This window comes from Corynebacterium sputi DSM 45148 (assembly GCF_000427865.1).
GTDB lineage: Bacteria > Actinomycetota > Actinomycetes > Mycobacteriales > Mycobacteriaceae > Corynebacterium > Corynebacterium sputi.
In genome coordinates this window covers 69342-91840 of record NZ_ATYV01000012.1, presented here as the reverse complement: position 1 = coordinate 91840, position 22499 = coordinate 69342, and the positions used below count along the sequence as shown (strand labels likewise).

The window sequence follows — 22499 nt, the reverse complement described above, 5'->3', positions numbered from 1 at the left end:
TCACCCGTCACCGCATGGTCGGATCGATGGGCAAAGTCGGCGCTGCCGGCGATAACGCGGCCATGGAATCGTTCTTCAGCCTGCTCCAGAAGAACGTCCTCGACCGCCGCACTTGGACCCGCCGAGAAGAGCTGCGCATCGCGATCGTGATCTGGATCGAACGGACCTACCATCGGCGCCGTCGCCAACCCCGCCTCGGACGTTTGACCCCGATCGAGTTCGAGGCCATCATGAACACGCCAGCCGCACTGGCTGCGTGACTAGAACCTGTCACCTATCCGTGCAGCAGACCCCAGGACCGGTCTGTCCTGTTTGTCCGTGGTCGGTGTACTGCCTGTCGACGGAGACATCTCGCATGTCCGTCCATCCCCAGCGTCCCCGGATGCCTCCACCAGGCAGTGCTGTCGGGGTTCCGTTGGTCCCCTCTGCTTGATGACGTCCAAGAATGCGCGCTGAGTCATACTCATCCACGCCGGGGCCAGAACCGGGGATAAGACCGTGATTCGGCGAAATGTCACCGGGTGTAGACATAGCAAAGGCCGCTACGTAGGGCGCGGCTGCCGGGTTCAAATGGTCAACTCCGGCGGAATGCTCCATCGACCAAGCTGCGTACCCCTTCGAATCACCAGAGATCAGTGGGTAGTCGGCGCCAAATGTCGTGGGGTGGATGCCGTACCAGTTGATGAGACCAACAGCGGCGCCGTCTCGAATGATGTGTAGCGTCGTGGAGTCCGGATTCACACCACCGGGTACCTGTGCCTTCTCCTCTTCCGGATTGCGGTCAAAAGCCAACCGAGACCGGTTCACTCCGGCATCAGCTACTTGACCAACGGTGAGGGTAATCAATGCGGGTGAGATGTCGTCATGGGCTCGATTGACCGATGACACAATTCCGCTGACCGCAGCCTCAAAGGTAACTGGACGGAAGCCGAGGGTCGTGATGTCGACCATCGCATGTCCGGAGGTGCCGCCTGGGGTCACGTGGGTGTGTGAAGCACCGATCAGGACATTGCCTTCGTGATAGATATTCCCGTGCACCGCGGCGAGGCGTCGCAGGACCTCCATCTGGATCGACTGGAACATCAAACCCATATCTGCAGTGACATGGACGACGCGCTCGTCCTCGTCATCGACGAACACAAACGTCCGGGCGAACTGCCGGTGGTGAATGCCAGCGCTGGTCTGCTCTAAGGCCGCATAGCCGTTCATGCCTGCACCAAGGGGCTCACCGGTCATGTCAGCCATCCCTCGGCCGACGTTCATCGCAGTGCCAACCCCACCTGCCGACGCTGTCGCAGGGCCGATACCCGGCGCGAATCGGGGCATGAAGGCGCCCACTGCAACCGTGGCACCTCCTAGCGCTATTCCCCCGAGGAAGTGCCGACGGTTGGTCTGTGCCATGGGTTCTCCGTGTTCTCTGCGGGAATATCTTTCGCGAGGTGCGACTAAGCAGAGATGGTACGAGGAAGATGCTTTGCCGAGGAACGTTTTACCCGGAAAGCTCTAGACATTGGGTATGAGCCTTAGAGGACCATTGCGGCAATCCATCCGGCGATGAGGAGCGGGATGTTGTAGTGGATGAAGGTTGGGATGACGGTGTCGTAGATGTGGTCGTGCTGGCCATCTGCGTTCAGACCGGAGGTGGAGCCCAGGGTCGAGTCGGAGGCCGGGGAGCCTGCGTCTCCTAGGGCGCCGGCGGTACCGATGATGGCCACTGTCGCCAATGGGGAGAACCCCATGGAGAGGCACAGGGGGACGTAGATGGTGGTGATGATGGGCAGGGTGGAGAAGCTCGAGCCGATGCCCATCGTCACGATGAGGCCGACCATCAGCATTGCGAAGACGGCAAGTCCTCTACTGTCGCCGAAGATGTCGGAGGTGGCATCAACGAGCGGCCCCACGGATCCGGTTGCGTCCATGACTGCGGCAAAGCCCTGTGCGGTGATCATGATGAAACCGATGAGGGCCATCATGCGCATGCCGGAGGTGAAGACGTCGTCCGCATCTTTCCATTTCACGGCGCCGGTGACCATGAAGACTGCCAGGCCTGCCAGCGCACCGACTAGGAGGGAGTTCGCCTCTAGGCCGGCGGACTGCATGATGATCTGGATCGAGAACGTCACGACGATGGCGATCAGGGAGATGACGACCTTGTATCGGTCTACCACTAGTGCGTCGGTCTGCTCGGTGCCAGAGGTCAGCGGTCGGTCCTCGTACTCCCGGGGCTTGCGGTAACTGATGAACACTGCGATCAGCAGACCAACGACCATGCCGAGGGCAGGGATGCCCATCGCCGTCATCACCTTGATTCCGGAGGTGTCCATTCCTGCCTGGTCAATGTTGAACAGGAGGATCTCGTTGAGGAAGACGTTGCCGAATCCGACCGGGATGTACATGTAGGTGGTGACAAGGCCGAATGTCAGCACACAGGCGATGAGGCGTCGGTCGATCCGGAGCCGGTTCATCACTGTCAGCAGCGGCGGGATGATCAGCGGGATGAAGGCGATATGCACGGGGATGACGTTCTGACTCATGATCGCCATGGCGAGGATCGCGAGAATCAAGCCGTACTTCACGAAGAAGAGGACGCGTTTCTGTGCGTCTCCGCTTTCTACGCCGATTCTTTGGACGATCCAGCGGGCGATGAGCGTCGGCAGGCCTGAGCTAGCCACTGCCATCGCGAAGGCACCAAGGAGCGCATAGCTCAGGGCGATGAGCGCGCCGTTGGATAGGCCGTCCTGGAAGGCAACGAGTGTCCCGTCGAATCCCAGCCCGGCGGCCAGGCCACCGACGATGGCACCAATGAACAGTGCGAGGACGACATGGACGCGCGCGAGGGCGAGGATCAGCATCACCAACACGGCGAGCAGTACGGCATTCATGGTGTTAAACACTAGATTGGCCGGGTGACAGGACTAAATTCAGCTCCCTGTAAGGCACAATGCACTCATGGCTCTGACGATTCGACCGGAAACCGCAACCGACGGTCCTTCCATCCGCTCACTAATACAGACGGCTTTCGCCGATACCGAGCATTCCGATGGAACTGAGCACCTCATCGTTGACCGACTGCGTGAAAACGGCAATCTGTCGGTCTCTCTCGTTGCTGTTCGAGACGACCAGATCATCGGGCACGTGTCCGCATCACCGGTGTCGGTAGACGGGTGGTTCGGGATTGCTCCTTTGGCGGTGGCGGCGGAGGAACGTGAGCAGGGCGTCGGGAAGCAATTGATGGAGGCGGTCATCGACCGACTTCGCACTGGCGGCGCTGATGTTGCGGTGCTGTTGGGAGAGCCTGCGTATTACGGGCGTTTCGGCTTCGCCCACATTCCCGGTATCACGATGGAGGGACTGCCCGATGATTTCGCGGCTTTCTTCCAAACCCTCCCGCTTAACGACGTCCCCCTCTCCCCACACACCATCTCCTACGATCGGGCATTTGGCGGATGAGAGAGCGTCTACTGGGCTGGTACCTGGGCTCTGCTGCCGGTTTTATTGATGCCGTCGGGTTCCTGTACCTCGGTGGGGTGTTCCTGTCCTTCATGTCCGGCAACACCACCCACCTAGCGGCGGATGCGACTCAAGGGCACTGGGCCCCTGCCTTGAAGACGATCGGCATCATCGCATTGTTCGTCGTCGGTGTATTCATCGGAGCGCTCGTTAGGCGCACATGGGATCAGCGTGCCCTCTACTTGTTCCTGTGCCTGACGGCCTTGGCCGCATCGATCTTCGTCGCATTCGGAGTCGGTGCCGGCGCGATGATGTGCCTGTCTTTCACCGTCGGAGCAATGAACAATATGTTCCTGCGCAATGGCACTGTCTCCGTTCCGCTGACCTATGTCACCGGCACCTTGGTGAAGACAGCGCAATGCCTAGCGGACGCTGTTCTCGGCGGAAATCGCCGTCGCTGGATCGTCCCGTTGGTCCAGTGGCTTTCGCTGCTGTGCGGCGCACTCGCCGGCGCTCTGTGTTACCGCTGGCTTGAACTGCACTCGGTATGGATAGTCACAGCATGGATCGCAGCAGCCGGGCTGCTTCTTCCGGGTCGCGCGCCTCGGTAATCGCCCTCACGACAACTACTCGCTGGGCGCCAGCCCGTAGCACTTCAGGCATCCTCTCCTCATCGATGCCCCCGATTGCAAACCACGGATTGTCCGAGATGGCAGTCAGTTCCGCTGCCTGTCGGATCGTCTCTGTGCCGACTGCTTTCCGGCCGGGTTTAGTCGGGGTTTCCCAGACGGGGCCGATGACGGCGTAATCGAGGTGGACGTCGTTAAGCGAATCTTTGAACATCTCCGTGGAATTATTCGAGCGGCCGATGATCACGTCATCGCCGAGCAGTGCTCGAGCCTGAGCGGAAGTCAGATCACCTTGGCCGACGTGGAATATATCCGCATCGACCAGAGCGGCGACATCGGCGCGGTCATTAACCGAGAACAACTTGCCGTGCTCAGCAGCCACTTCGGCGAGAACTTCCACCGCCTCGATTTCTTTCCTGGCGTCAATACCCTTGTCCCGCAACTGGATGATGTCCACGCCTCCCTCATATGCGGCGTGAAGGAACTCCCGCAGATCAGGTCGAGAGGGCGTGCACAGGTAAAGCCGTGCCTCCGCCAGGGCATCTCGACGGGAACTTCCGAGCGAGGGCTCAGGCGGGTGGAATGAACGGGGCTGGCGCATGCGGCCTATAGTAGGGATAGAAATTTCCGCGGGAGCCCTGAGGGGCTGAGAGGGCTTCAGTGCCGACCGCCACACCTGATGCGGTTCGTACCGCCGGAGGGAGGAAGATTGTGTTGGACGATCCGAAAAACAAACGGGTAATCGTCGTCGGAGCCGGAATTATCGGGCTTGCGACGGCCCACGAACTACTGCGTCGGGGCTGGGACGTCACTGTTTTAGATGAGTCGCCGGTATCTGGGGCCACCTACGCTGCGGCGGGCATGCTAGCCCCAGTTGCCGAGGTGGTCTGGGACCAACCGACTCTCTATCCGCTAATGGTGCGATCGGCCGAGATGTACCCCTCCTTCGTCAAGACCGTGGAGTCTGACTCTGGTGAGAACGTCGGGTACCTGACCAATCAGACCCTCGTGTGCGCTGGCACCGCCGCGGACCGCTCCGCGCTGAACGATCTGACTGGACTGCAGCACCGACTCGGCATGGAAGTGGAGTCAATTACCTCCAGCGCCGCACGCCGCATGGAGCCGTCACTCGGGCCCGGGTGCGTGGGAGCGGTACACATTCCCGGCGACCACCAAGTCAATCCCCGGCGCCTCGCGCAGGCCCTCCAGAGCATCCTCGGCTCCCGACTGCAGCCGCGCCGGGTGGAATCGCTGATCTGGTCAGATGACAAGGTCGTCGGCGTTCGGTGCTCGGATGGCAGCGAAGTCTTCGCCGATGAGGTCCTAGTGGCCGCTGGCGCCGAGGCTGGGGACCTCGTAGACGTGGATTTGAGACTGCGACCAGTCCATGGCGAGGTGCTGCGCCTGAATGTCCCAGAGGGCCTGCAACCGCTTGTCACCCACACCGTCCGCGGGCTCGTCCAGGGCCGGCCGGTGTACCTGGTTCCCCGAGGCGACGGCACCGTGGTGCTCGGCGCCACCTCCCGCGAAGACGCCATGACTGGGGTGTCCGCTGCCGGGGTCCACCAACTGCTTCACGACGCCTCTCACCTCATTCCCGCCGTCCTCGAATGCGAGATCTACGAAATGACGACCCGGGCCCGGCCCGGCTCACCTGACGACGTCCCTGTGATCGGCCGCCTGGCCGACGGGCTCACCGTCTCCACCGGATATTTCCGCCACGGCATCCTGCTGACCCCGCTCGGTGCCGCAATCGGCGCTGATCTGGTCTCAGGCGTTCCCCTTCCTAGCGACACCGCCGCCGCCGTCAACCCCCACCGCTTCTGAAAGGCCCCTGCATGACGAACACCACCGTGAACGGTGACTCATACGCCCCTGCCGACGGGGAGAGCCTACTGAGCCTCGTCGCCACCTGGTCCAACCGCGCACTAAATGATGACGGAACACCCGCCGACGGTGGCAACCTTGGCGTCGCCGTTGCTGTTGATTCCTCCGTTGTGCCCAGGAGCCGGTGGTCCCAGACCCCCGTCTCCGGCCAGGTCGACATCGTCACAGCAGTACAGGGAGGCTAATGATGACCGAGCACACCACGCCCCTGCGGATCGGCGACCTGGAACTGTCCTCCCGCCTGATCATGGGCACCGGCGGCGCGTCCTCCATGGATACTCTGGAACGCTCGCTGATCGCATCTGGCACTGAACTGACCACCGTCGCGATGCGTCGATTCTCCGCTGGCGGCGCCGAATCAGTCTTCGGGATCTTAGAGCGCAATAACATCGCTGCCCTTCCAAACACTGCCGGCTGCTACACCGCGCGCGATGCCGTCCTCACCGCCGAGCTCGCCCGCGAGGCCCTGCAGACTGACCTGATCAAACTCGAGGTCATCGCAGACACCGACACGCTCTTGCCAGACCCCGTCGAACTGGTCGAAGCCGCAGACACTCTCATCGCCAAAGGTTTCACCGTCCTCGCCTACACCAATGATGATCCTGCGCTGGCCAAGCGCCTAGAGGACCTCGGCTGCGCGGCCGTCATGCCTGCCGGAGCCCCTATTGGTACTGGCCTAGGCATCCTGAACCCCCACAACATTGAGTTGATCGTGCAACGCGCCAGCGTCCCGATCATCCTCGATGCCGGCATCGGCACAGCCTCTGAGGCTGCTCTGGCCATGGAACTGGGATGTGACGCTGTTCTTCTCGCCTCAGCAGTGACCCGCGCCCACGACCCGGTGGCAATGGCCACCGCAATGCGTCTTGCGGTCGAGGCTGGATACACCGCTAAGGCAGCCGGGCGTATCCCACGGCGTCGTCTGGCCATCGCCAGCTCGAGTTTCGACGGCATCGTCACCGGCTCCCGCGAGGACGACAGCCTGTGACCTTCGAGCCCCTTGTCTCTACTGGAGCTCCACTGACGGACTCGGATACCTCCAGGTACGCCCGGCATCTCTCTCTGCCGCGCATTGGCGGCGAGGGGCAGCGCCGCCTGCGCAACACACGAGCGTTGGTGATCGGCGCCGGAGGCCTTGGCAGCCCCACCCTCCTGTATCTCGCGGCTGCAGGCGTCGGGCATATCACCGTCATCGACGACGACACCGTCGACGAATCCAACCTCCAGCGCCAGATCATCCACCGCCAGGAAGACATCGGCAGGCCCAAAGCCCAGTCCGCCGCCGATGCCGTCATGCGCCTGGATTCTCGCGCCTCCATCACACCGATCGTGGACCGGCTGACCGTCGACAATGCCTTGGAGCTCTTCGAGGACCATGACATCGTCCTCGATGGCGCCGACAACTTCGCCACGCGCTACCTCTCCAATGACGCCTCCGAGCTCACCAGCACTCCCCTCATCTGGGGAACCATCGCTCAGTTCTCCGGGCAAGTCTCGGTGTTCTGGCCTGGCCATGGCCCCACTCTTCGCGATCTCTACCCAGATATCCCCGACGCAGACTCAGTCCCCTCTTGCGCCGCCGGCGGAGTTCTAGGGGCACTGGTCGGCTTAGTTGGGTCGACTATGGCCATCGAGGCGATCAAGGTCATCACTGGAATCGGCGCTCCCGCAGTCGGCAGGCTCCTGATGCTTGATGCTCTCGGCGCAGGCCAACGCGAACTGCGTTTCGCCTCCGATCCCGAGCGCTCCCCCGTCACCGGCCTCGAGCAGTTGACCGAGGTCTGCACCATCACTACAGAAGCCCCAGTGTCAGAGGTCGGCGTTAATGCCTTCTCCTCCCACCGCGACGACTATCCCCTAGTCATCGACGTCCGCGAGACCGCCGAACGCGAATCCGCGTACATCGGTGGCGATGTGCACATTCCCGTCGGAACCATCGAGTCCAACGGATGGGCGGCGGTGTTGACCGCCTGCGATAGCGACAAACACCCGCTTCCCGACGCCCCATCCCACATCATTTTCTACTGCCACTCCGGAGCACGATCTGCTCGTGCCATCCGTCGCCTCGCAAATGACCCTGCCACCCCTACAGAGCATCGCCTGATGAGCCTGTCCGGCGGAATCCTTGCTTGGAGCGCCGGACCGGGCGCTGAGTTGACCTAACGGTCAGTTCAGAGGAATGCCCTGCGCGTCACGGTCGTAATCGCCTCCACCGACCAGGATCATGATGAACTCGATAAACGCCCAGATCCCGACTGCGACGATGAACAATGCACCAATCAGGATGATCGCGGTGATATAACCGAAGATCGTCAGGCCCAACTGCCAGCACGCCTTCTTGGTGTAGCCAAGGTAAAAGTTGTGGACACCAAACGTGCCCAGGAAGAACGCGAGGAGCGCAGCGGCAATCTTCGACTTAGGAGCGGCTCCGTAGCCCGGCGCGACCTGGTACTGCTGCGGGTAACCCTGTGCCTGGTAAGGCTGCTGATACCCCTGCTGCGGGTAGCCCTGCGGTTGATAAGGCTGCTGGTATCCGGAGGCACCATGTCCCTGCTGATACCCCGCAGGGTTTCCGTACTGCGGATCATAGTTTCCCTGCTGGGAATACGGATTGGACACTGGAGCCTCCTGGATGATGCCATCAAACCCGTCTTCGCCGTCGGCGCCCGGGGATCCGTTCGAGAATAGTCCACAAAGTTACCTGGGCAAAGCCTTTATTTTCACTGAGGCAACACCTCATACAGGCTCGACAGGGGGCTTGCTCTTTCGCCGTTATTTTTGGGCCGCGTTGCTCTCCTCGATGAGCTTCTGGATGTCCTTGAGCTCCACACCGGTTCCTGGGAACGACGTGATGCGCTCAAGTGGCATTGACCCGAGCAGGTCCATCATTTCGTCGCCGTTATCGTCGTCTTGTCCAGACGCCCCGAATCCTCCCATCAACTCGCCTAGCTTCGGCCCAGCCACGGGATCAGCCACAACTTCAGCGATTGACGATTCCACACTAAGCGGAATCCGCACTTCATCACCGTCGACAGCTACCGAGGCCTCGATGCGGATATCGCGGCTAGAGGCTCCGATCTCGAGTCGGTATTCCCCACCCTCGACGATGAACTTTCCTACTCTGACGTCCCAGTACGCCAGATCCTCACGGCGCACCGTCAGTGTGACGTCTCGGGTCCCGCCAGCGCGAATGTCGACCGAGGAAAATGCCTTGAGCTCACGCGGCGCTCGTTCAACCACCGAGCCTTCCAGCCCTACGTACACCTGGATGACCTCTCGCCGACTGCGCTCTCCGGTGTTGGTTACTGGCACCGTTACGTCGATGTCTCCCCCGGACCTCACCTCAGCCTTGGCATCTCCGTACTCGAAGCTGGTGTACGTCATCCCATGGCCAAACGGGTACACAACGTCTAATTTCCGATGGTCGTACCAGCGATATCCAACGAAGATCTCTTCTCCATAACGCACATGTCCAAACTCGCCGAGGAAGAACCCGAATGCCGGCGTATCTTCCAACCGATGCGGGATTGTTTCTGCGAGACGACCTGACGGGCTAGACCTGCCGAGCAGGATGTCCGCAGTAGCCGATCCTCCCGCTTGCCCCAACAGCCATCCCTCCAGAATTGCCGGGACCTCATCCGCGAACGGCAACGCCACGACCGAACCATTGGACAAAACGACGACGGTATTCGGGTTTGCGTTAATCACTGCGGCGAGAAGCTCTAGTTGGACCGCAGGCAGGCTGAGGTGATCCCTGTCGAAGCCTTCGGACTCCTCTTCCTCAGTAAGACCGAGGAACACCACAGCCACATCACGCGAGGCGGCCAGATCAGCCGCCTCCGTGCGCATCTTCTCGGTTCCCTCAGTTCCCGTAAAGGGGAATCCAGGAGCGAAAGCCATGCGGTCACCCAACTCCTCCGACAACGCATCCAGCGCGGAATCTATCTTCGTTGGGTTGATGTGTGAGGAGCCTCCGCCCTGATAGCGCGGTGTTCGCGCAAACTCGCCGATAAGTGCGACCGACGAATCCGGAACCAGCGGCAGCAGATCGCCATCGTTCTTCAGCAGCACGATCGAATGTGCCGCTGCCTCGCGTGCCAACGCATGGTGTGCGTCCACGTCGAGCGCCCACGGCGCCTTTGGACGCTGTTGTGCCTTGCGAATAAGTTCAATCATCCGGCCGGCAGAATCGTCGAGCGCACTTTCGTCGAGTTCGCCGTTGTTCAGTGCCGTGACGACTTCTCCATCAGTATCGCGGCCGCCGCCGGGCATCTGCAGATCCATCCCAGCAGCCACACCTGCGACTCGATCACTGACTGCTCCCCAATCAGAGACCACCAGACCCTCGAATCCCCATTGATCCCGGAGCACCTGTGTCAGCAACCAGGGATCTTCTGAGGCATACACCCCGTTGATGCGGTTGTAGGAGCACATCACTGTCCACGGCTTCGCGTCCTTCACTGCGCGTTCAAATCCACGAAGATAGATCTCCCGCAGAGTGCGCTCGTCGACGTCCGCAGAAACTCTCATCCGGTCGGTCTCTTGGTTATTCACCGCAAAGTGCTTTAGCGATGCACCAACCCCTTGCAACTGGATGCCTCGGATAAGCCCAGCCGCCATCAGCCCGGAGAGGACTGGATCCTCCGACATGTACTCGAAGTTCCGCCCACACAAAGGCGAGCGTTTGATGTTGATTCCGGGCCCGAGAACGACAGCAACGTCTTCGATCGCGGACTCCACCCCGATCGCCACCCCGACGCGCTTAGCCAATTCCGGGTCGAAGGTCGATCCGAGTGCGGCTGCAGGAGGGAAACAGGTCGCCGGCTCACTTGCTTCCAGCCCGAGGTGGTCGGAGCCACCGGTCTGCTTCCGGAGGCCATGCGGTCCATCCGTCATCATGATTGACGGGATTCCGGCGTGCTCAATGGACTTGGTGGTCCAGAAGTTGACGCCACTTGTCAGCGACGCCTTTTCCTCGCGCGTGAGCTTGCCTAGCACTTCGCCTGTCATCTCATTCATGTCGCAGCTCCTCGCTTTCATCGCGATATTCAAACTGCCGACGACGTGCCCGGTAATCTGAGAACGACTATCGGTAATCCGTGGTAATTCACTTGCGTCGTCCACGGTACGAGCATGCCGAGATGTTGCACAGGAATCCCGCGCTTCCCGACGCAAACTCACCCTTCAACCCCCAGAGAGCCAACCTTGACTTACTCCATCATCATGTTGGGAGCAGTCATGGCCCTGATTTCCAGCGAAAGCAATGCTGCACTGATCGCTATGGCTGCCACCGGCTGGACCTTGGCGTGGATCATCGTCGCGATGGCACGAATCAACAAGGCCATCGCGTAAAGATCCCTGGGGCGGGGCTGATCACCCAGCCCCCTTACCGGGAGGTAGTGCCTTTCGCGGGGTGTACCCGATTGCCAACTGCGGAGGATCGGGCTTCCAATACTCCGGTTCGTTTCGGGGCCAGTTCTCCCAGGGTGGCGGATCGTTCATCGCATGACGTGCCGCTTCGGCTGCGTCCCTCGCGCTCACTCGTTCGTCGTTGTAATCACGGACAACCTTGGATCGGCGACGCAGTCGCGCGGACACGCTCACCCGACCAGGACCATGAGCGGGCCCAGACGGAGTGCTGGTGGCCTGGGTTCCACTGGTGCGGGATGACCACACGGTTCGACCGTCGGAGTAACGGATGACGTCGAAGAGCTTGTCGGTCTTCAGATTGTGGTGGCGCTGACATAGCGCCTGAAGATTCTCAGTGTCAGTCAGTCCACCGGCCGAAGGATTCTCGAAATTGTAGGGCTCGATGTGGTCGATCTGGCACCGTTCGGCGTCAATGGAACATCCAGGGAACATGCAGGTGCCGTCGCGGCCTCGAACAAAAGCGACCTGCGCTTCAGTTGGTCGATAGCCATCAGAGGTGCTGTCGGAGATGATCCGGATATTGGATACCCGGCCGAGCCAGTGCTGCGAAGCAGTGCCACTCAACCATCCGGTCTGCACAGACCAGAGTCGACCGCCATTGAGGTGGCAGTACAGATTCAAGCTCACATCGGCGGTGGTCTGCCCGCGCACAAGCATTAGAAGGGCATCGACCTCAGTGCAGTTCTGCTGGTCCTGGACGGATCGAACCGCAGACTTAATTTCCCATGCTTTGTCGCGGTCCATGACACCCATGACGTAACCCTTCGAACATCCGTCGTCAGTGATGACTAGGGACTCAGTGAATTCCTTCTCGTCGTTCTCGTCCGGCGGTCGCAGCATCTCTTCAAACTGCTCGATCACCTCGCGCAGCAGCGCCAACAGTGCATAAGGTCCGTAGATCTTCTGCCCCTCCACACTTGGCAGTAGTGCCGCGAGAAGCTGCGGCTCCATTTCGCTCAGGGTCGAGGTGACATCAAGTTCTGGGTCGTCGGCGTCTGCAGCGAGAAACGGCAGGATTGCATTCGCCAGTACAAGTAGCAACTCCCTGGGCATAAACCCACGAACGCGCAGTACGTACGCTAGACGCGGCAATGCCTCCTGCATCAGCGCGATGTCCATCAACTGTCCAGCCTTGCTGCGGGTACAGCCGATCCGCATACCAAAGACTTCGGCCTTGTCGATGACATCATCCGAATACTCGCAGAGACACAGACGGGCCTGAGACAGGACAGTGCGATTGAGGTCCATGGAGACGGCCGAGAGGTCATCCTCCGGGTCCTCACTTGAAAAGCGCGGAGCGTCAGGAGCAAGAGCGGCAGCAAACGGGCAGTCGGTATCAGTGAGATCGAATGGTGGCAGCATGACAGGTCACCCCCTTTAAGGCCCCGCAGCACATGAAAGAACATGGACGTGTGTCGATGGAATGCGAGTGATCTCCCCTTTCCGATCATCTCGCCAACATGTTCGATCATAAACTGTTACCGCAGGTCAGGCAAGTGAACTTTAAGGAAACGCAGTCTAATGGGCCTAGCGGCACAGGCGAAGGACGACCTTCTCTGCGATCGTCCCGGGTGCCAGTCCGCAGTAAGCGAGGATTTCGGCCCGGGAGCCGTGGGAGGGAAAGACTGTCGGGACGCCGAAGCGTTGGACTGGGAGGTCGTGACCAGCATCGTCGAGAGACTCCGCGATCAGCGAGCCGATGCCTCCGCGAACAACCCCGTCCTCGATCGTCACAATGTGTCGCGCTTGGCTGGCGAGGTCGATGAGAACGGCTGGTACCGGCGCGGCCCACAGTGGGCTGACAACGCTTGAAGGAATACCGACGTCCGTAAGGAGGTCATGAACCCCTACAGCGATGTCAGCCATCGCGCCGATTCCGACAATGAGGACGTCATTCGGCGCTGGATTACCGGCCAATAAGTCCAGAACACCGGGAGCGTCGAGTTCACGCGACTCTGGCCGGCCGTCCCGCTGCGGCGCTTCGCCCTTGGGGAAGCGAATGACGGTGGGACCATCGTCGACGTCGAGGGCCTGCTCCAAAGCCAGCCGCAAGGTTCGCGCGTCGCGAGGAGCCGCCAACTTGAGGCCGGGCACCGTCGAACACAGTGCCATGTCCCACAAACCGTTATGGCTGGGGCCATCCGACCCCGTCACCCCGGCGCGGTCCAGAATGAAGGTGGTGGGGAGTTGGTGGAGGGAGACGTCGAGAAGCAGTTGGTCAAAGGCCCTGTGAAAGAACGTGGAATAGATCGCGACGACTGGGTGCTGCCCGGCGCGAGCCATTCCTGCGGCCGAAGCGACGGCATGCTGTTCGGCGATTCCGACATCCCGGAAGCGATCAGGATAAGACGCAGCGATGGGCGCCAGGCCCGTGGGCCCGGGCATGGCCGCGGTGATGGCGACGAGATCGTCCCGGTGGCTGAAGTGTGACAGCAGCTCCTGAGAAAAGACATCGGTCCAGGTCTCTCCCCCAGTTCGGCCGATTCCGGTCGCAGGGTCGTAGGCGCCGGTGGAGTGGTGAAGTTCGTCATTCAGCACATGTGGATAGCCATGCCCCTTGTGGGTGCGGATGTGGAGGGCGAGGGGGGCGTCGTGAAGCGAGGCATTTTTAAGCGATTTCTCGATCTCCCCGCAGTCATGTCCGTACACGGGGCCGTGAACCGGGATCCCCGCAGCTTCGAGCACTGCGAGCGGATTGCCGACAGTCGGCGCATAGGAGCGGCCATTGTCATTGACCACGATAATCACCGGGACCTGATCCGAGGCGATAGAACTGAGCGCCTCCCACGCCATGCCGCCAGTGAGCGAACCGTCACCAACAACTGCAACTACCCGACCGAGATTGCGAGCCAGACCATCTGCGTGACTGAGCGCGACCGAGGCATGAGAGTTCTCAATCCAGTCATAGTCACTCTCGGCGCGGGACGGGTAGCCGGACATCCCGCCACGGGTGCGCAGCGTGTCGAACTGGTCCAAGCGTCCCGTCAGCATCTTGTGCACGTACGTCTGATGGCCCGTGTCGAAAAGAATTGGCACCTCAAACACGCGGTGCAGCGCAATGGTCAACTCCACGGCCCCGAGATTCGGCCCCAGGTGCCCACCGGTGCGGGACAAGGAATCAACCAGGAATGCGCGGATCTCACCAGCGAGTTGCGGCAGATCCGCAGCGGGCACAGCCCTCAGATCGGCCGGTGACGAGATCGTACGCAGAATGTCCATAGGTCCCACCAGAGTACGTTCCCCAACACCGGGAACAAGAGCAGGTCAGTCTACTGTTGAGGGCAACAATGTCTGAACGAACTGAGAACCCCAGAAATGCGCGCCGTAAGTCCGGCGGCGTGGACAAGCGTCCCCTGTACCCGCTTCTCGACGGTGTCACACTCACCGACGCCCGCTCATTCCGGCGGAGGCTGAAGCGGGCATCATCGGCTACCGCGGTCACTGCCATCGGTGAGGACATCGAGCTGGCCCGACTAAAGGTGGACGAGCGCCGGGATTCGCTACCGACGATTACATATCCGGAGAGCCTTCCGGTGTCAGGGCGCCGCGACGATATTCGCGAGGCGATCGAGAACCACCAGGTGACCGTCATCGCTGGTGAAACCGGTTCAGGCAAAACGACGCAGATCCCGAAAATCCTGCTGGATATGGGCCGTGGAGTGCGCGGGCGGATCGGACACACTCAGCCTCGTCGTCTGGCGGCGCGGTCGGTAGCCGAGCGCATCGCCGATGAATTAGGCGAGAAAATTGGCGAGCACGTGGGCTACGCCATCCGATTCGACGACCGGGTCGGCAAGAACACCTGTGTGAAGCTCATGACAGACGGCATTCTGCTGGCGGAGATCCAGCGAGATCGGCTGTTGCTGGACTACGACACGATCATCATCGATGAGGCGCATGAGCGGTCACTGAATATCGACTTCCTTCTGGGGTACCTCCGACAGCTGCTACCAAAGCGCCCGGATCTCAAGGTGGTCATCACTTCGGCGACGATTGATCCTGAGCGGTTCGCACAGCATTTCGCCGATGCCGACGGCACGCCCGCACCGATCATTGAGGTCTCAGGCCGTACCTTCCCTGTAGAGATTCGCTACCGTCCGCTGGTGCGTGAGAGCGTCACGAAAAAGGGCGAAACGCGGACGAGCGACATCGACCCGATCGATGGTGTCATCGACGCCTGCCAGGAACTGCTCCGCGAGGGCGACGGCGATATCCTCTGCTTCTTTTCTGGCGAGAGGGATATCCGGGAGGCAACTGAAGCGATCGAGGGGCAGAAGTGGAAGGGTGTTGACGTCGTTCCGCTGTTTGGACGCCTTTCCAATGCCGAACAACACCGGGTGTTCTCTCCGCACTCGCGGCGGCGCATCGTGTTGGCAACCAACATTGCGGAGACTTCCCTGACGGTTCCGGGAATCCGCTATGTAGTTGACCTCGGAGATGCCAGGATCTCTCGCTACTCGACGCGCACGAAGGTCCAACGCCTACCCATCGAACCGATCAGCCAGGCCTCGGCCAATCAGCGCTCAGGCCGTTGTGGTCGTGTCGCTGACGGTATTGCCATTCGCCTGTACGCCGAGGAGGACTTCCTTTCCCGTCCTGAATTCACCGATCCGGAGATCCTGCGAACCAACCTCGCCAGCGTGATCTTGCGAATGGCGGCACTGCGCCTCGGAGGTATTGCAGCATTCCCATTCGTGGAGCCTCCCGACGCCCGCTCCATTCGCGACGGCGTCAACCTCCTGGACGAACTCGGCGCCCTCGAGGACGGCACCCGAGCCAACGACGACAACCTGAAGCTGACGCAGATCGGCCACGAGTTGTCGCGCCTCCCTGTCGACCCACAGTTCGCTCGCATGCTCGTGGAGGCTCGCTCTAACGGCGCCCTCACTGAGGTGACCGTCATCGTCGCCTCGCTCAGCCTTCAGGATGTACGGGAGCGCCCCCTGGAGAAGCAGGCCCAGGCAGATCAGCTCCACGCACGATTTAAAGACACGACCAGTGATTTCCTGTCGATCCTCAAGCTCTGGGACTTTCTTCGGGAGAAGCGCCGAGAGCTCACTGGCAACCAGTTCCGCAAGATGTGTCAGCGCGAGTTCCTCCACTACATGCGCATCCGCGAATGGCAGGACTTGGTACGCCAGCTCAACCAGAACTCCGCGGATCTAGGGTGGAACTCCCCCACGTCAAACACGCCCTCTGACGACTCCGTCCACATGTCCATCCTTTCTGGTTCCCTCTCTCGCATTGGGCTGCGTGAAGGCGACGGGAAGGAGTTCAGCGGAACTCGGAACACCACGTTCATCATCCAGAACGGCTCGGCGCTGGCGAAGAAGCCACCTCGGTGGGTGATGGCTGCGGAGATCGTGGAAACCTCTCGCATGTTCGCCCGCAATTGCGCTCGCATTGAGCCGACCTGGGTAGAGAAAGCCGCCGGCCACCTGCTCAAGCATCAGTACTCCGAACCGCATTGGTCGTCCAAGCGCGGTGCAGCGATGGCGTATCAGAAGTCCACGCTCTACGGCCTGGCGGTTATCCATGACCGGTTGGTGCCGTACCACCGCATCGATCCGGATGCTGCCCGGGATTTGTTCATCCGGCACGGGCTCATCGAGGGCGATTGGAATACCCACCACACGTTCCTCGCTCGGAATCGACAGCTCCTCGATGAGGCAGCAGAGGTCGAAGAGAAGGCCCGCCGCCGCGGCATCGTCGTCGACGACGAGACCCTGCACACCTTCTACGATTCGCGCATTCCTCGTGACGTCACCACTGGCACATTGTTCGACCGCTGGTGGAAGCAGGAATCTCGCGAGAATCCAGATCTGCTCGACTTCGACCCGTCCACGTTGCTCGACCCCAGCGCCGGCGAAGTCAATGACATCGCTTTCCCGGACATGTGGCGTCAGGGTTCACTCGAATTCGCGCTGACGTACCGTTTCGAGCCGGGAGCCGCTGATGACGGCGTCACCATGCGAATTCCTGTCCCTCTGTTGGAGGGAGTAACTCGGGAGAACTGCGATTGGCTCGTCCCAGGAATGCGCGCCGAACTCGCCGAGGCGCTGATCCGGACCCTTCCGCGCGTCCTGCGCAAGACCGTCGTGCCCGCTCCGGACTTCGCGGCCAACGCCATGCAGCGCATCACCCCCTACGAACGACCGCTTACCGACGCCCTAGCCGACGCCCTGCGATCCCTCGGCGGAACCGGCATATCCTCCGGAGACTTCGATGACACGAAACTCCCGGATCACCTCCGGTTCAACTTCGCGGCCGTTGACCGGCACGGAAAGATCATTGACAGCGACCGCAACCTGGACCAGCTGAAAAAGCGCCAGTCAGGTCGAGTTCAGGCCGCGGTCGATAAGGCTGCCCGGAGAACGGGAGGCAAGACCAAGAAGTCTTCCGGAGGTAGCCAGTCGTCCCTCACCACAGCCGAGAAAACTACGGAGGTTGTGCAGAAGTGGACTGAAAATAATCTCGGTGAGATCCCCGAGACAGTCACCAACACGGTCGACGGCCAGAAGGTCACTGCCTATCCTGCGCTGGCGCCAGTACGCGGCGGCGTGACGGTGAAGGTCATACCTACCAAGGCCCAGGCTGATGCTTCCATGCTCACCGCTACCCTCACTCTCCTGCTGCGCGAATGTCCGGTGAACCCAAAGCAGATGCTCAAGGGGCTGCCGTTACAGCAGCGCGTTGGTGTTGATTCTTGGCCCCATGGTGGTGCTGAAGGCCTCGTAGAGGACTGCCGAGTCGCCGTGGTCCGAGATGCGTTGATCGCCGCTGGCGGGCCTGTTCGAACCCCCGCGGAGTACCGCGAACTCCAGACCAACATCGCCCCGCAGGTCGCCGGTGGTGTCCGCCAGCTTGTAGTAGGAATCGCCGGATTCATGCCAGAGTTCCACAAGGTCAAAGACCAATTGGCAACGTGGAGCGGAGAAGCCATTGATGACATGAACCAACAGTTGGAGTTCATGGTCCCGAAGGGCGCCGTGGCAAAGCATGGATGGTCTCATCTACGCCATATGCCGAGGTATCTGCAGGCCATGACCATCCGACTTACGGACATGGAGCGAGATCCAGATCGAGACGCCGACCTTGAAATGGAGATCGCCGAGGTTCGTGAAGCCCTGGACAATCGCCTCAAGGCACTTCCAGAGGGTCGGCGCAGGTCTAACGCGGTGCGCGACATCGGATGGCGCATCGAGGAACTGCGGGTCAGTCAGTTCGCACAGCGGCTAGGAACTAGTGGCACGGTGTCGAAACAGCGGATCATCAAGGAGATTGGGAAGCTGCGCTAAATCCCTTTGCGGGTGCGCAAGTCCTCGATCTCTCGCTCGAAGTCCTCGGCAGAGCTGAAGGACTTGTAGACCGAGGCGAATCGGAGATATCCGATTTCGTCGAGGTCACGCAGCGGGTCAAGGATTGCCAACCCCACCTGATTGGACTTCACCTTCGCAGTACCTTGGCTCCGGCCGGCGCCTTCCTTGCGCAGTGTCTCTTCCACAGTTCGGGCAAGCATCTTCAACTTTGCATCGGAGATGTCTCGGCCCTGACAGGCTCGTCGCACGCCGGCGATGACCTTCTCACGGTCAAACTCCTCCAGCTCACCGCCGCGCTTCTCGATCATCAGAACGGAGCGTTCGATAGTGGTGAACCTCTGTTCGCACGAAAGGCAACGGCGGCGGCGACGGATCGCTTGACCGTCCTCCACCGTGCGGGAGTCGACGACCTTGGTGTCCGAGTTCTGGCAGAAAGGGCAATGCACTCCCGCCACTTTAGTGCGCCTGGTCAGCCACCGTGACAGGAGTCAGAGCGGTATCCTGCGGAGCCTCCCAGGCAAAGTTCATAGCGAAGGCCACCGTGAGGGCGATTCCTGCCATCGCGAAACAGTTCTTCGCCGTCATTCGCACGTGGCGCACCGGCCCGCGACCTGCTCCGCCTGAACGCACCGGAACCGATGTCCTTGACGGCGGCCGCTGCTCTGAGGGACGGTTCGCCGGGCACTGAGACGGGCGACGGGTCGGGCGCTTCGCTGGGCGCTGAGACGGAGTCCGAACCTCCCACCGCGCTGCTCCTTGAACAGCAGGAGCGTCATTGACCCATTCGGGTACATCCAACTGGTCAATCGAGGAGCGACCCACCGGCCGCACAGGCATGATGGAGCACGGGACAGAGTTGGCGGGGCGGGTGCTGTGGGTTCGATCGACAATCATCATGGCGGTAACTCCTCTATCGCTCAGGTACCACCCGGTGGATGCCACCGAACCTGGTACACGTGTTCGAAAATCGTTCGCGTGTTCGATTTATAACACGCCGTGGCGACGCTGTCCATACATGTGTTCGATTTTCTTCGAACAAGTGTGCATGATGTTCGATTCTCCGGTAACGTCGTTTTTCGAACACCCACCGATCCACACCCCGGCACCAATGGAGGCAGTACCTCAATGACGAAGGACGCTAAGGCCAAACGAGATGTGACGACCCTGAGCGCACGCCAAAGGGCCGTCCTAGGAGTCATCCGCAAAGCGGTCAAGGACCGGGGCTACCCGCCGAGCATCCGAGAAATCGGAGATGCGGTCGGTCTGAATTCGACCTCGTCGGTCGCCTACCAGCTCAAGGAATTGGAGCGGAAGGGATTCCTGCGCCGCGACCCCAACAAGCCTCGCGCAGTCGATGTTCGTCTGGACGAGCCTGAGGAATCCGAGACCACCACTAACGGCACTGAGGCCGAAGCACGTCCCCAGGTGCCCGAAGGCGTTGCGGCTCCGACCTACGTGCCCATCGTCGGGAGCATCGCCGCCGGCTCCCCCATCCTCGCTGAGCAGAACATCGAGGAGTACATGGGACTGCCGGAAGAACTAGTCGGCCAGGGTGAACTGTTTATGCTTCGCATCGTCGGTGACTCCATGATCGACATGGGCATTTACGACGGAGACTGGGTGGTTGTTCGTTCGCAGAACGTGGCCGAGAACGGTGAAGTCATTGCCGCAATGATCGATGGCGAAGCCACCTGTAAGGAATGGAGCGAAGACTCCTCCGGCAAGTGGCTCATTCCCCACAACGAGGAATTCGAGCCGATCCGGGCGGAACACGCCACGATCCTCGGCAAGGTTGTCACCGTCCTGCGGCGCCTCTAAGCACCACAGACATAACGAAATGACCGGCAGGTGCAAACCTGCCGGTCATTGTTGTTTCTGGATCAGATGCCCAGTGCTTCGGCTGTTGCCTCACGGGCGGAGGCTGCATCAACGGAATTGATTGCGATCTCAGCCGCGGCGCGACACTGTTCTTTCGTCACCTGAGCCAACTGCGCTCCGACGGCAGGAAGAGCTGTCGGGGCGGCCGAGAGCGAGTTCACGCCCAAGCCGACCAGAACACATGCCAGCAACGGGTCAGCCGCGGCCTCGCCACAGACGCCCACCGGAGTGTCAGTGAGCTCGCCGGACCGGCAAGTCATGTCGATCAGTCGAAGTACCGCCGGCTGCCACGGGTCAGTCAGATGCGCCAGGTGCGGAGACATTCGGTCCGCCGCCATCGTGTACTGCGACAGGTCGTTCGTTCCGATAGAGACGAAGTCCAAGACCGTCATCAATTCATGGCTGAGCAGTGCTGCTGCCGGAACCTCAATCATCGCGCCCGGAGTCAGGCCACGCTCACGGCACAATTCCGCGAACCAGGTTGCTTCCTCGAGAGTCGCGATCATGGGCGCCATCACCCAAGTCTTCGCTCCATCACGATTCGCCTCCGACTGCGCCTGGGCGACGGCGTCGAGCTGCCGCTCCATCAGGCCACCGGACGAACGGGAAATACGGAGTCCTCGGACGCCCAGTGCCGGGTTATCTTCGTGGCCCAGGTCCGCGAACGCCAGCGGCTTATCCGATCCTGCGTCGAGAGTCCTGATGACCACCTTCGAGTTCGGGAAGCTCTTCAGGACCTCGTCATAAGCCTTCGCCTGCTGTTCAATGGTCGGCTCGAGCTCCGAGGACAAGAAGCTGAGCTCGGTTCGGAACAGACCCACACCTTCTGCAACGCCGCCTGCGGCCTGCCGAGCAGTGGAAGCATCTCCGACATTGGCGAGCAACTGAACTGCTTCACCGTCAGCGGTCCGGCCAGGGCCCTCCCACTTAGCGACCTGCTCCGCGAGTTCCTTTCCAATGCGTACTGCCTCGACCGCTCCGTCCTCATCCGGGTGCAATTCGATCGTGCCGTGGGCACCGTCAACGAGGAGCAGCTCTCCGGCCGGGATATCCCGCAATGCGTCTCCGACCGCGACGATGCAGGGCACGCCAAGCTGACGGGCGATGATCGCGGTGTGCGAGGTGGGGCCACCCAGAACCGTGACCAGGGCAACGACTAGTTCAGGATTAATCGTGGCAGTGTCCGCGGGGGCGAGGTCCTCAGCCAGCAGGATCGACGGGCTACTAATCGAAGGCAGTCCCGGCTCATCCTCCCCTCTCAGACGCGCGATGACTCGATCTCGGACATCCTCCAAGTCGGTGACACGCTCAGCCATCAGTCCGCCAGCGGACTTCAGCATGTCGGAGAATTTGTCGATTGCAATGACAACCGCGGATTCCGCAGGTGACCCACCACGAATCGCCTTCACCGCAGTTCGGTGCCATCCCTTGTCCAAGGCGAGCTTCGCAGTAGCAAGGAGAACCTCTGCTGCATGTCCAGTTGCGTGGTCAGCACGCTCCTTGAGCCCATCAGATACCTGCCCCGCTGCGACTTGCAGTCGCTCGATCTCCGATTCCGTGCGGTCCCCGGAAATGGTGGAGTTCGGGTCCGGAAGCTCCGGCCGGGGCCGAGCCCAAGCCGCGGGAGCGTAAGCCACCCCCGGTACTACCCCGGTGGCATTGAGAATGTGCTTGGCGGTCATTAGTGCTCCTACATCTCTCGAAAGGTCCGGCCCAATGGCAGTACTCCCAGGAGGCAGCCATAACGCTGTTGCCAGCGGCCGATTCCCCTTTGAGCATACCGATTTACTGCGGGTTGCCCGCCTTCCGATTCCCTTGACAAACCCACATAATCGGGCATCCTTGGAACCAATAGCTGAAATAATCCTGGCTAATTCGGGCGTGTACCCGGAAGCAATCACAGCTT

General features: G+C 60.9%; 19 protein-coding genes, 1 pseudogene and 1 riboswitch. Of the genes and pseudogenes, 10 read left to right on the top strand and 10 right to left on the bottom strand.

Annotated features, from left to right (window positions below; all coding sequences use genetic code 11):
- Positions 1 to 260, top strand: a pseudogene (locus tag YWU_RS0107935) (integrase core domain-containing protein); the annotation flags it as partial.
- Between the two features lie 10 nt (positions 261 to 270).
- Here the strand turns inward: YWU_RS0107935 and YWU_RS15840 are convergent.
- Positions 271 to 1401 (bottom strand): neutral/alkaline non-lysosomal ceramidase N-terminal domain-containing protein, encoded by a 1131-nt coding sequence (locus tag YWU_RS15840; protein ID WP_051260171.1) that lies wholly within the window; start codon positions 1399 to 1401, stop codon positions 271 to 273.
- A gap of 122 nt (positions 1402 to 1523) precedes the next feature.
- Complete coding sequence (locus YWU_RS0107925; protein WP_027020061.1) at positions 1524 to 2882, bottom strand: Na+/H+ antiporter family protein; 1359 nt, start codon at positions 2880 to 2882, stop codon at positions 1524 to 1526.
- Between the two features lie 67 nt (positions 2883 to 2949).
- Here YWU_RS0107925 and YWU_RS0107920 point away from each other — a divergent pair, with 67 nt between their 5' ends.
- Both YWU_RS0107920 and YWU_RS0107915 read left to right on the top strand, forming a co-directional pair.
- Positions 2950 to 3450 (top strand): GNAT family N-acetyltransferase, encoded by a 501-nt coding sequence (locus YWU_RS0107920; protein WP_027020060.1) that lies wholly within the window; start codon positions 2950 to 2952, stop codon positions 3448 to 3450.
- The gene (locus YWU_RS0107915) at positions 3447 to 4061 is read left to right on the top strand and encodes a YoaK family protein (RefSeq protein ID WP_034647471.1); all 615 of its coding nucleotides are present in this window, start codon (positions 3447 to 3449) and stop codon (positions 4059 to 4061) included. Before YWU_RS0107920 ends, YWU_RS0107915 begins: the two co-directional genes overlap by 4 nt.
- Here the strand turns inward: YWU_RS0107915 and thiE are convergent.
- Positions 4006 to 4680 (bottom strand): thiamine phosphate synthase, encoded by a 675-nt coding sequence (thiE, locus tag YWU_RS0107910; RefSeq protein ID WP_027020058.1) that lies wholly within the window; start codon positions 4678 to 4680, stop codon positions 4006 to 4008. The two genes, YWU_RS0107915 and thiE, sit on opposite strands and share 56 nt — an antisense overlap.
- Before the next feature lie 18 nt (positions 4681 to 4698).
- A riboswitch (TPP riboswitch) is annotated at positions 4699 to 4799 on the top strand.
- On the opposite strand from thiE, the gene thiO reads away from it, so the two are divergent.
- The 4 genes from thiO (at position 4794) to YWU_RS0107890 (ending at position 8129) form a co-directional block, all read left to right on the top strand.
- Complete coding sequence (gene thiO / locus YWU_RS15835; protein ID WP_051260173.1) at positions 4794 to 5906, top strand: glycine oxidase ThiO; 1113 nt, start codon at positions 4794 to 4796, stop codon at positions 5904 to 5906. (Overlaps the previous riboswitch by 6 nt.)
- An 11-nt stretch (positions 5907 to 5917) precedes the next feature.
- Positions 5918 to 6151, top strand: a complete 234-nt coding sequence (locus YWU_RS0107900) for a ubiquitin family protein (RefSeq protein ID WP_034647468.1) — start codon at positions 5918 to 5920, stop codon at positions 6149 to 6151.
- A gap of 2 nt (positions 6152 to 6153) precedes the next feature.
- On the top strand, positions 6154 to 6954 hold the full coding sequence (locus tag YWU_RS0107895; protein ID WP_169718893.1) for a thiazole synthase: 801 nt from the start codon (positions 6154 to 6156) through the stop codon (positions 6952 to 6954).
- Positions 6951 to 8129, top strand: a complete 1179-nt coding sequence (locus YWU_RS0107890) for a ThiF family adenylyltransferase (protein ID WP_027020055.1) — start codon at positions 6951 to 6953, stop codon at positions 8127 to 8129. Before YWU_RS0107895 ends, YWU_RS0107890 begins: the two co-directional genes overlap by 4 nt.
- Before the next feature lie 3 nt (positions 8130 to 8132).
- Here the strand turns inward: YWU_RS0107890 and YWU_RS0107885 are convergent, their stop codons facing one another.
- Positions 8133 to 8585 carry a TM2 domain-containing protein gene (locus YWU_RS0107885; RefSeq protein WP_027020054.1) on the bottom strand — a complete coding sequence of 151 codons (453 nt, stop codon included), beginning with the start codon at positions 8583 to 8585 and terminating at the stop codon, positions 8133 to 8135.
- 153 nt (positions 8586 to 8738) lie between these two features.
- Positions 8739 to 10985, bottom strand: coding sequence for a glycoside hydrolase family 3 C-terminal domain-containing protein (locus tag YWU_RS0107880; protein WP_027020053.1), 2247 nt, complete (start codon positions 10983 to 10985; stop codon positions 8739 to 8741).
- A 186-nt stretch (positions 10986 to 11171) separates the two neighbouring features.
- Here YWU_RS0107880 and YWU_RS18165 point away from each other — a divergent pair, with 186 nt between their 5' ends.
- Positions 11172 to 11318, top strand: coding sequence for a hypothetical protein (locus tag YWU_RS18165; protein ID WP_156892761.1), 147 nt, complete (start codon positions 11172 to 11174; stop codon positions 11316 to 11318).
- 21 nt (positions 11319 to 11339) lie between these two features.
- Here the strand turns inward: YWU_RS18165 and YWU_RS0107870 are convergent, their stop codons facing one another.
- Positions 11340 to 12758, bottom strand: coding sequence for an HNH endonuclease signature motif containing protein (locus tag YWU_RS0107870; RefSeq protein WP_027020052.1), 1419 nt, complete (start codon positions 12756 to 12758; stop codon positions 11340 to 11342).
- A 165-nt stretch (positions 12759 to 12923) separates the two neighbouring features.
- The gene (locus YWU_RS15830; protein ID WP_051260170.1) at positions 12924 to 14615 is read right to left on the bottom strand and encodes a 1-deoxy-D-xylulose-5-phosphate synthase; all 1692 of its coding nucleotides are present in this window, start codon (positions 14613 to 14615) and stop codon (positions 12924 to 12926) included.
- A 68-nt stretch (positions 14616 to 14683) separates the two neighbouring features.
- On the opposite strand from YWU_RS15830, the gene hrpA reads away from it, so the two are divergent.
- The gene (gene hrpA, locus YWU_RS0107860; RefSeq protein ID WP_084141952.1) at positions 14684 to 18694 is read left to right on the top strand and encodes an ATP-dependent RNA helicase HrpA; all 4011 of its coding nucleotides are present in this window, start codon (positions 14684 to 14686) and stop codon (positions 18692 to 18694) included.
- Here hrpA and nrdR read toward each other — a convergent pair.
- Together nrdR and YWU_RS0107850 are read right to left on the bottom strand one after the other, a co-directional pair.
- Positions 18691 to 19161, bottom strand: coding sequence for a transcriptional regulator NrdR (gene nrdR, locus YWU_RS0107855; protein ID WP_027020050.1), 471 nt, complete (start codon positions 19159 to 19161; stop codon positions 18691 to 18693). The two genes, hrpA and nrdR, sit on opposite strands and share 4 nt — an antisense overlap.
- Before the next feature lie 10 nt (positions 19162 to 19171).
- Positions 19172 to 19612 (bottom strand): hypothetical protein, encoded by a 441-nt coding sequence (locus tag YWU_RS0107850; RefSeq protein WP_027020049.1) that lies wholly within the window; start codon positions 19610 to 19612, stop codon positions 19172 to 19174.
- 228 nt (positions 19613 to 19840) lie between these two features.
- Here YWU_RS0107850 and lexA point away from each other — a divergent pair, with 228 nt between their 5' ends.
- Positions 19841 to 20533: a transcriptional repressor LexA gene (gene lexA, locus YWU_RS0107845; protein ID WP_027020048.1), complete on the top strand. Its 693-nt coding sequence runs from the start codon at positions 19841 to 19843 to the stop codon at positions 20531 to 20533.
- A gap of 62 nt (positions 20534 to 20595) precedes the next feature.
- On the opposite strand, the gene YWU_RS0107840 is transcribed toward lexA, so the two are convergent.
- Positions 20596 to 22275 (bottom strand): phosphoenolpyruvate--protein phosphotransferase, encoded by a 1680-nt coding sequence (locus YWU_RS0107840; RefSeq protein WP_027020047.1) that lies wholly within the window; start codon positions 22273 to 22275, stop codon positions 20596 to 20598.
- Positions 22276 to 22499 lie beyond the last annotated feature (224 nt).

What these genes read in the sequence shown, in the direction of transcription:
- YWU_RS0107920 (WP_027020060.1), top strand. Translation starts at nt 2,950, where the DNA reads ATGGCTCTGACGATTCGACCGGAAACCGCAACCGACGGTCCTTCCATC.
- thiE (WP_027020058.1), bottom strand. Translation starts at nt 4,680, where the DNA reads ATGCGCCAGCCCCGTTCATTCCACCCGCCTGAGCCCTCGCTCGGAAGT.
- YWU_RS15830 (WP_051260170.1), bottom strand. Translation starts at nt 14,615, where the DNA reads ATGGACATTCTGCGTACGATCTCGTCACCGGCCGATCTGAGGGCTGTG.
- YWU_RS15840 (WP_051260171.1), bottom strand. Translation starts at nt 1,401, where the DNA reads ATGGCACAGACCAACCGTCGGCACTTCCTCGGGGGAATAGCGCTAGGA.
- YWU_RS0107895 (WP_169718893.1), top strand. Translation starts at nt 6,154, where the DNA reads ATGACCGAGCACACCACGCCCCTGCGGATCGGCGACCTGGAACTGTCC.
- hrpA (WP_084141952.1), top strand. Translation starts at nt 14,684, where the DNA reads ATGTCTGAACGAACTGAGAACCCCAGAAATGCGCGCCGTAAGTCCGGC.
- YWU_RS0107840 (WP_027020047.1), bottom strand. Translation starts at nt 22,275, where the DNA reads ATGACCGCCAAGCACATTCTCAATGCCACCGGGGTAGTACCGGGGGTG.
- YWU_RS0107870 (WP_027020052.1), bottom strand. Translation starts at nt 12,758, where the DNA reads ATGCTGCCACCATTCGATCTCACTGATACCGACTGCCCGTTTGCTGCC.
- YWU_RS0107900 (WP_034647468.1), top strand. Translation starts at nt 5,918, where the DNA reads ATGACGAACACCACCGTGAACGGTGACTCATACGCCCCTGCCGACGGG.
- YWU_RS0107880 (WP_027020053.1), bottom strand. Translation starts at nt 10,985, where the DNA reads ATGAATGAGATGACAGGCGAAGTGCTAGGCAAGCTCACGCGCGAGGAA.
- YWU_RS0107925 (WP_027020061.1), bottom strand. Translation starts at nt 2,882, where the DNA reads ATGAATGCCGTACTGCTCGCCGTGTTGGTGATGCTGATCCTCGCCCTC.
- lexA (WP_027020048.1), top strand. Translation starts at nt 19,841, where the DNA reads ATGACGAAGGACGCTAAGGCCAAACGAGATGTGACGACCCTGAGCGCA.
- YWU_RS0107850 (WP_027020049.1), bottom strand. Translation starts at nt 19,612, where the DNA reads ATGATGATTGTCGATCGAACCCACAGCACCCGCCCCGCCAACTCTGTC.
- YWU_RS0107915 (WP_034647471.1), top strand. Translation starts at nt 3,447, where the DNA reads ATGAGAGAGCGTCTACTGGGCTGGTACCTGGGCTCTGCTGCCGGTTTT.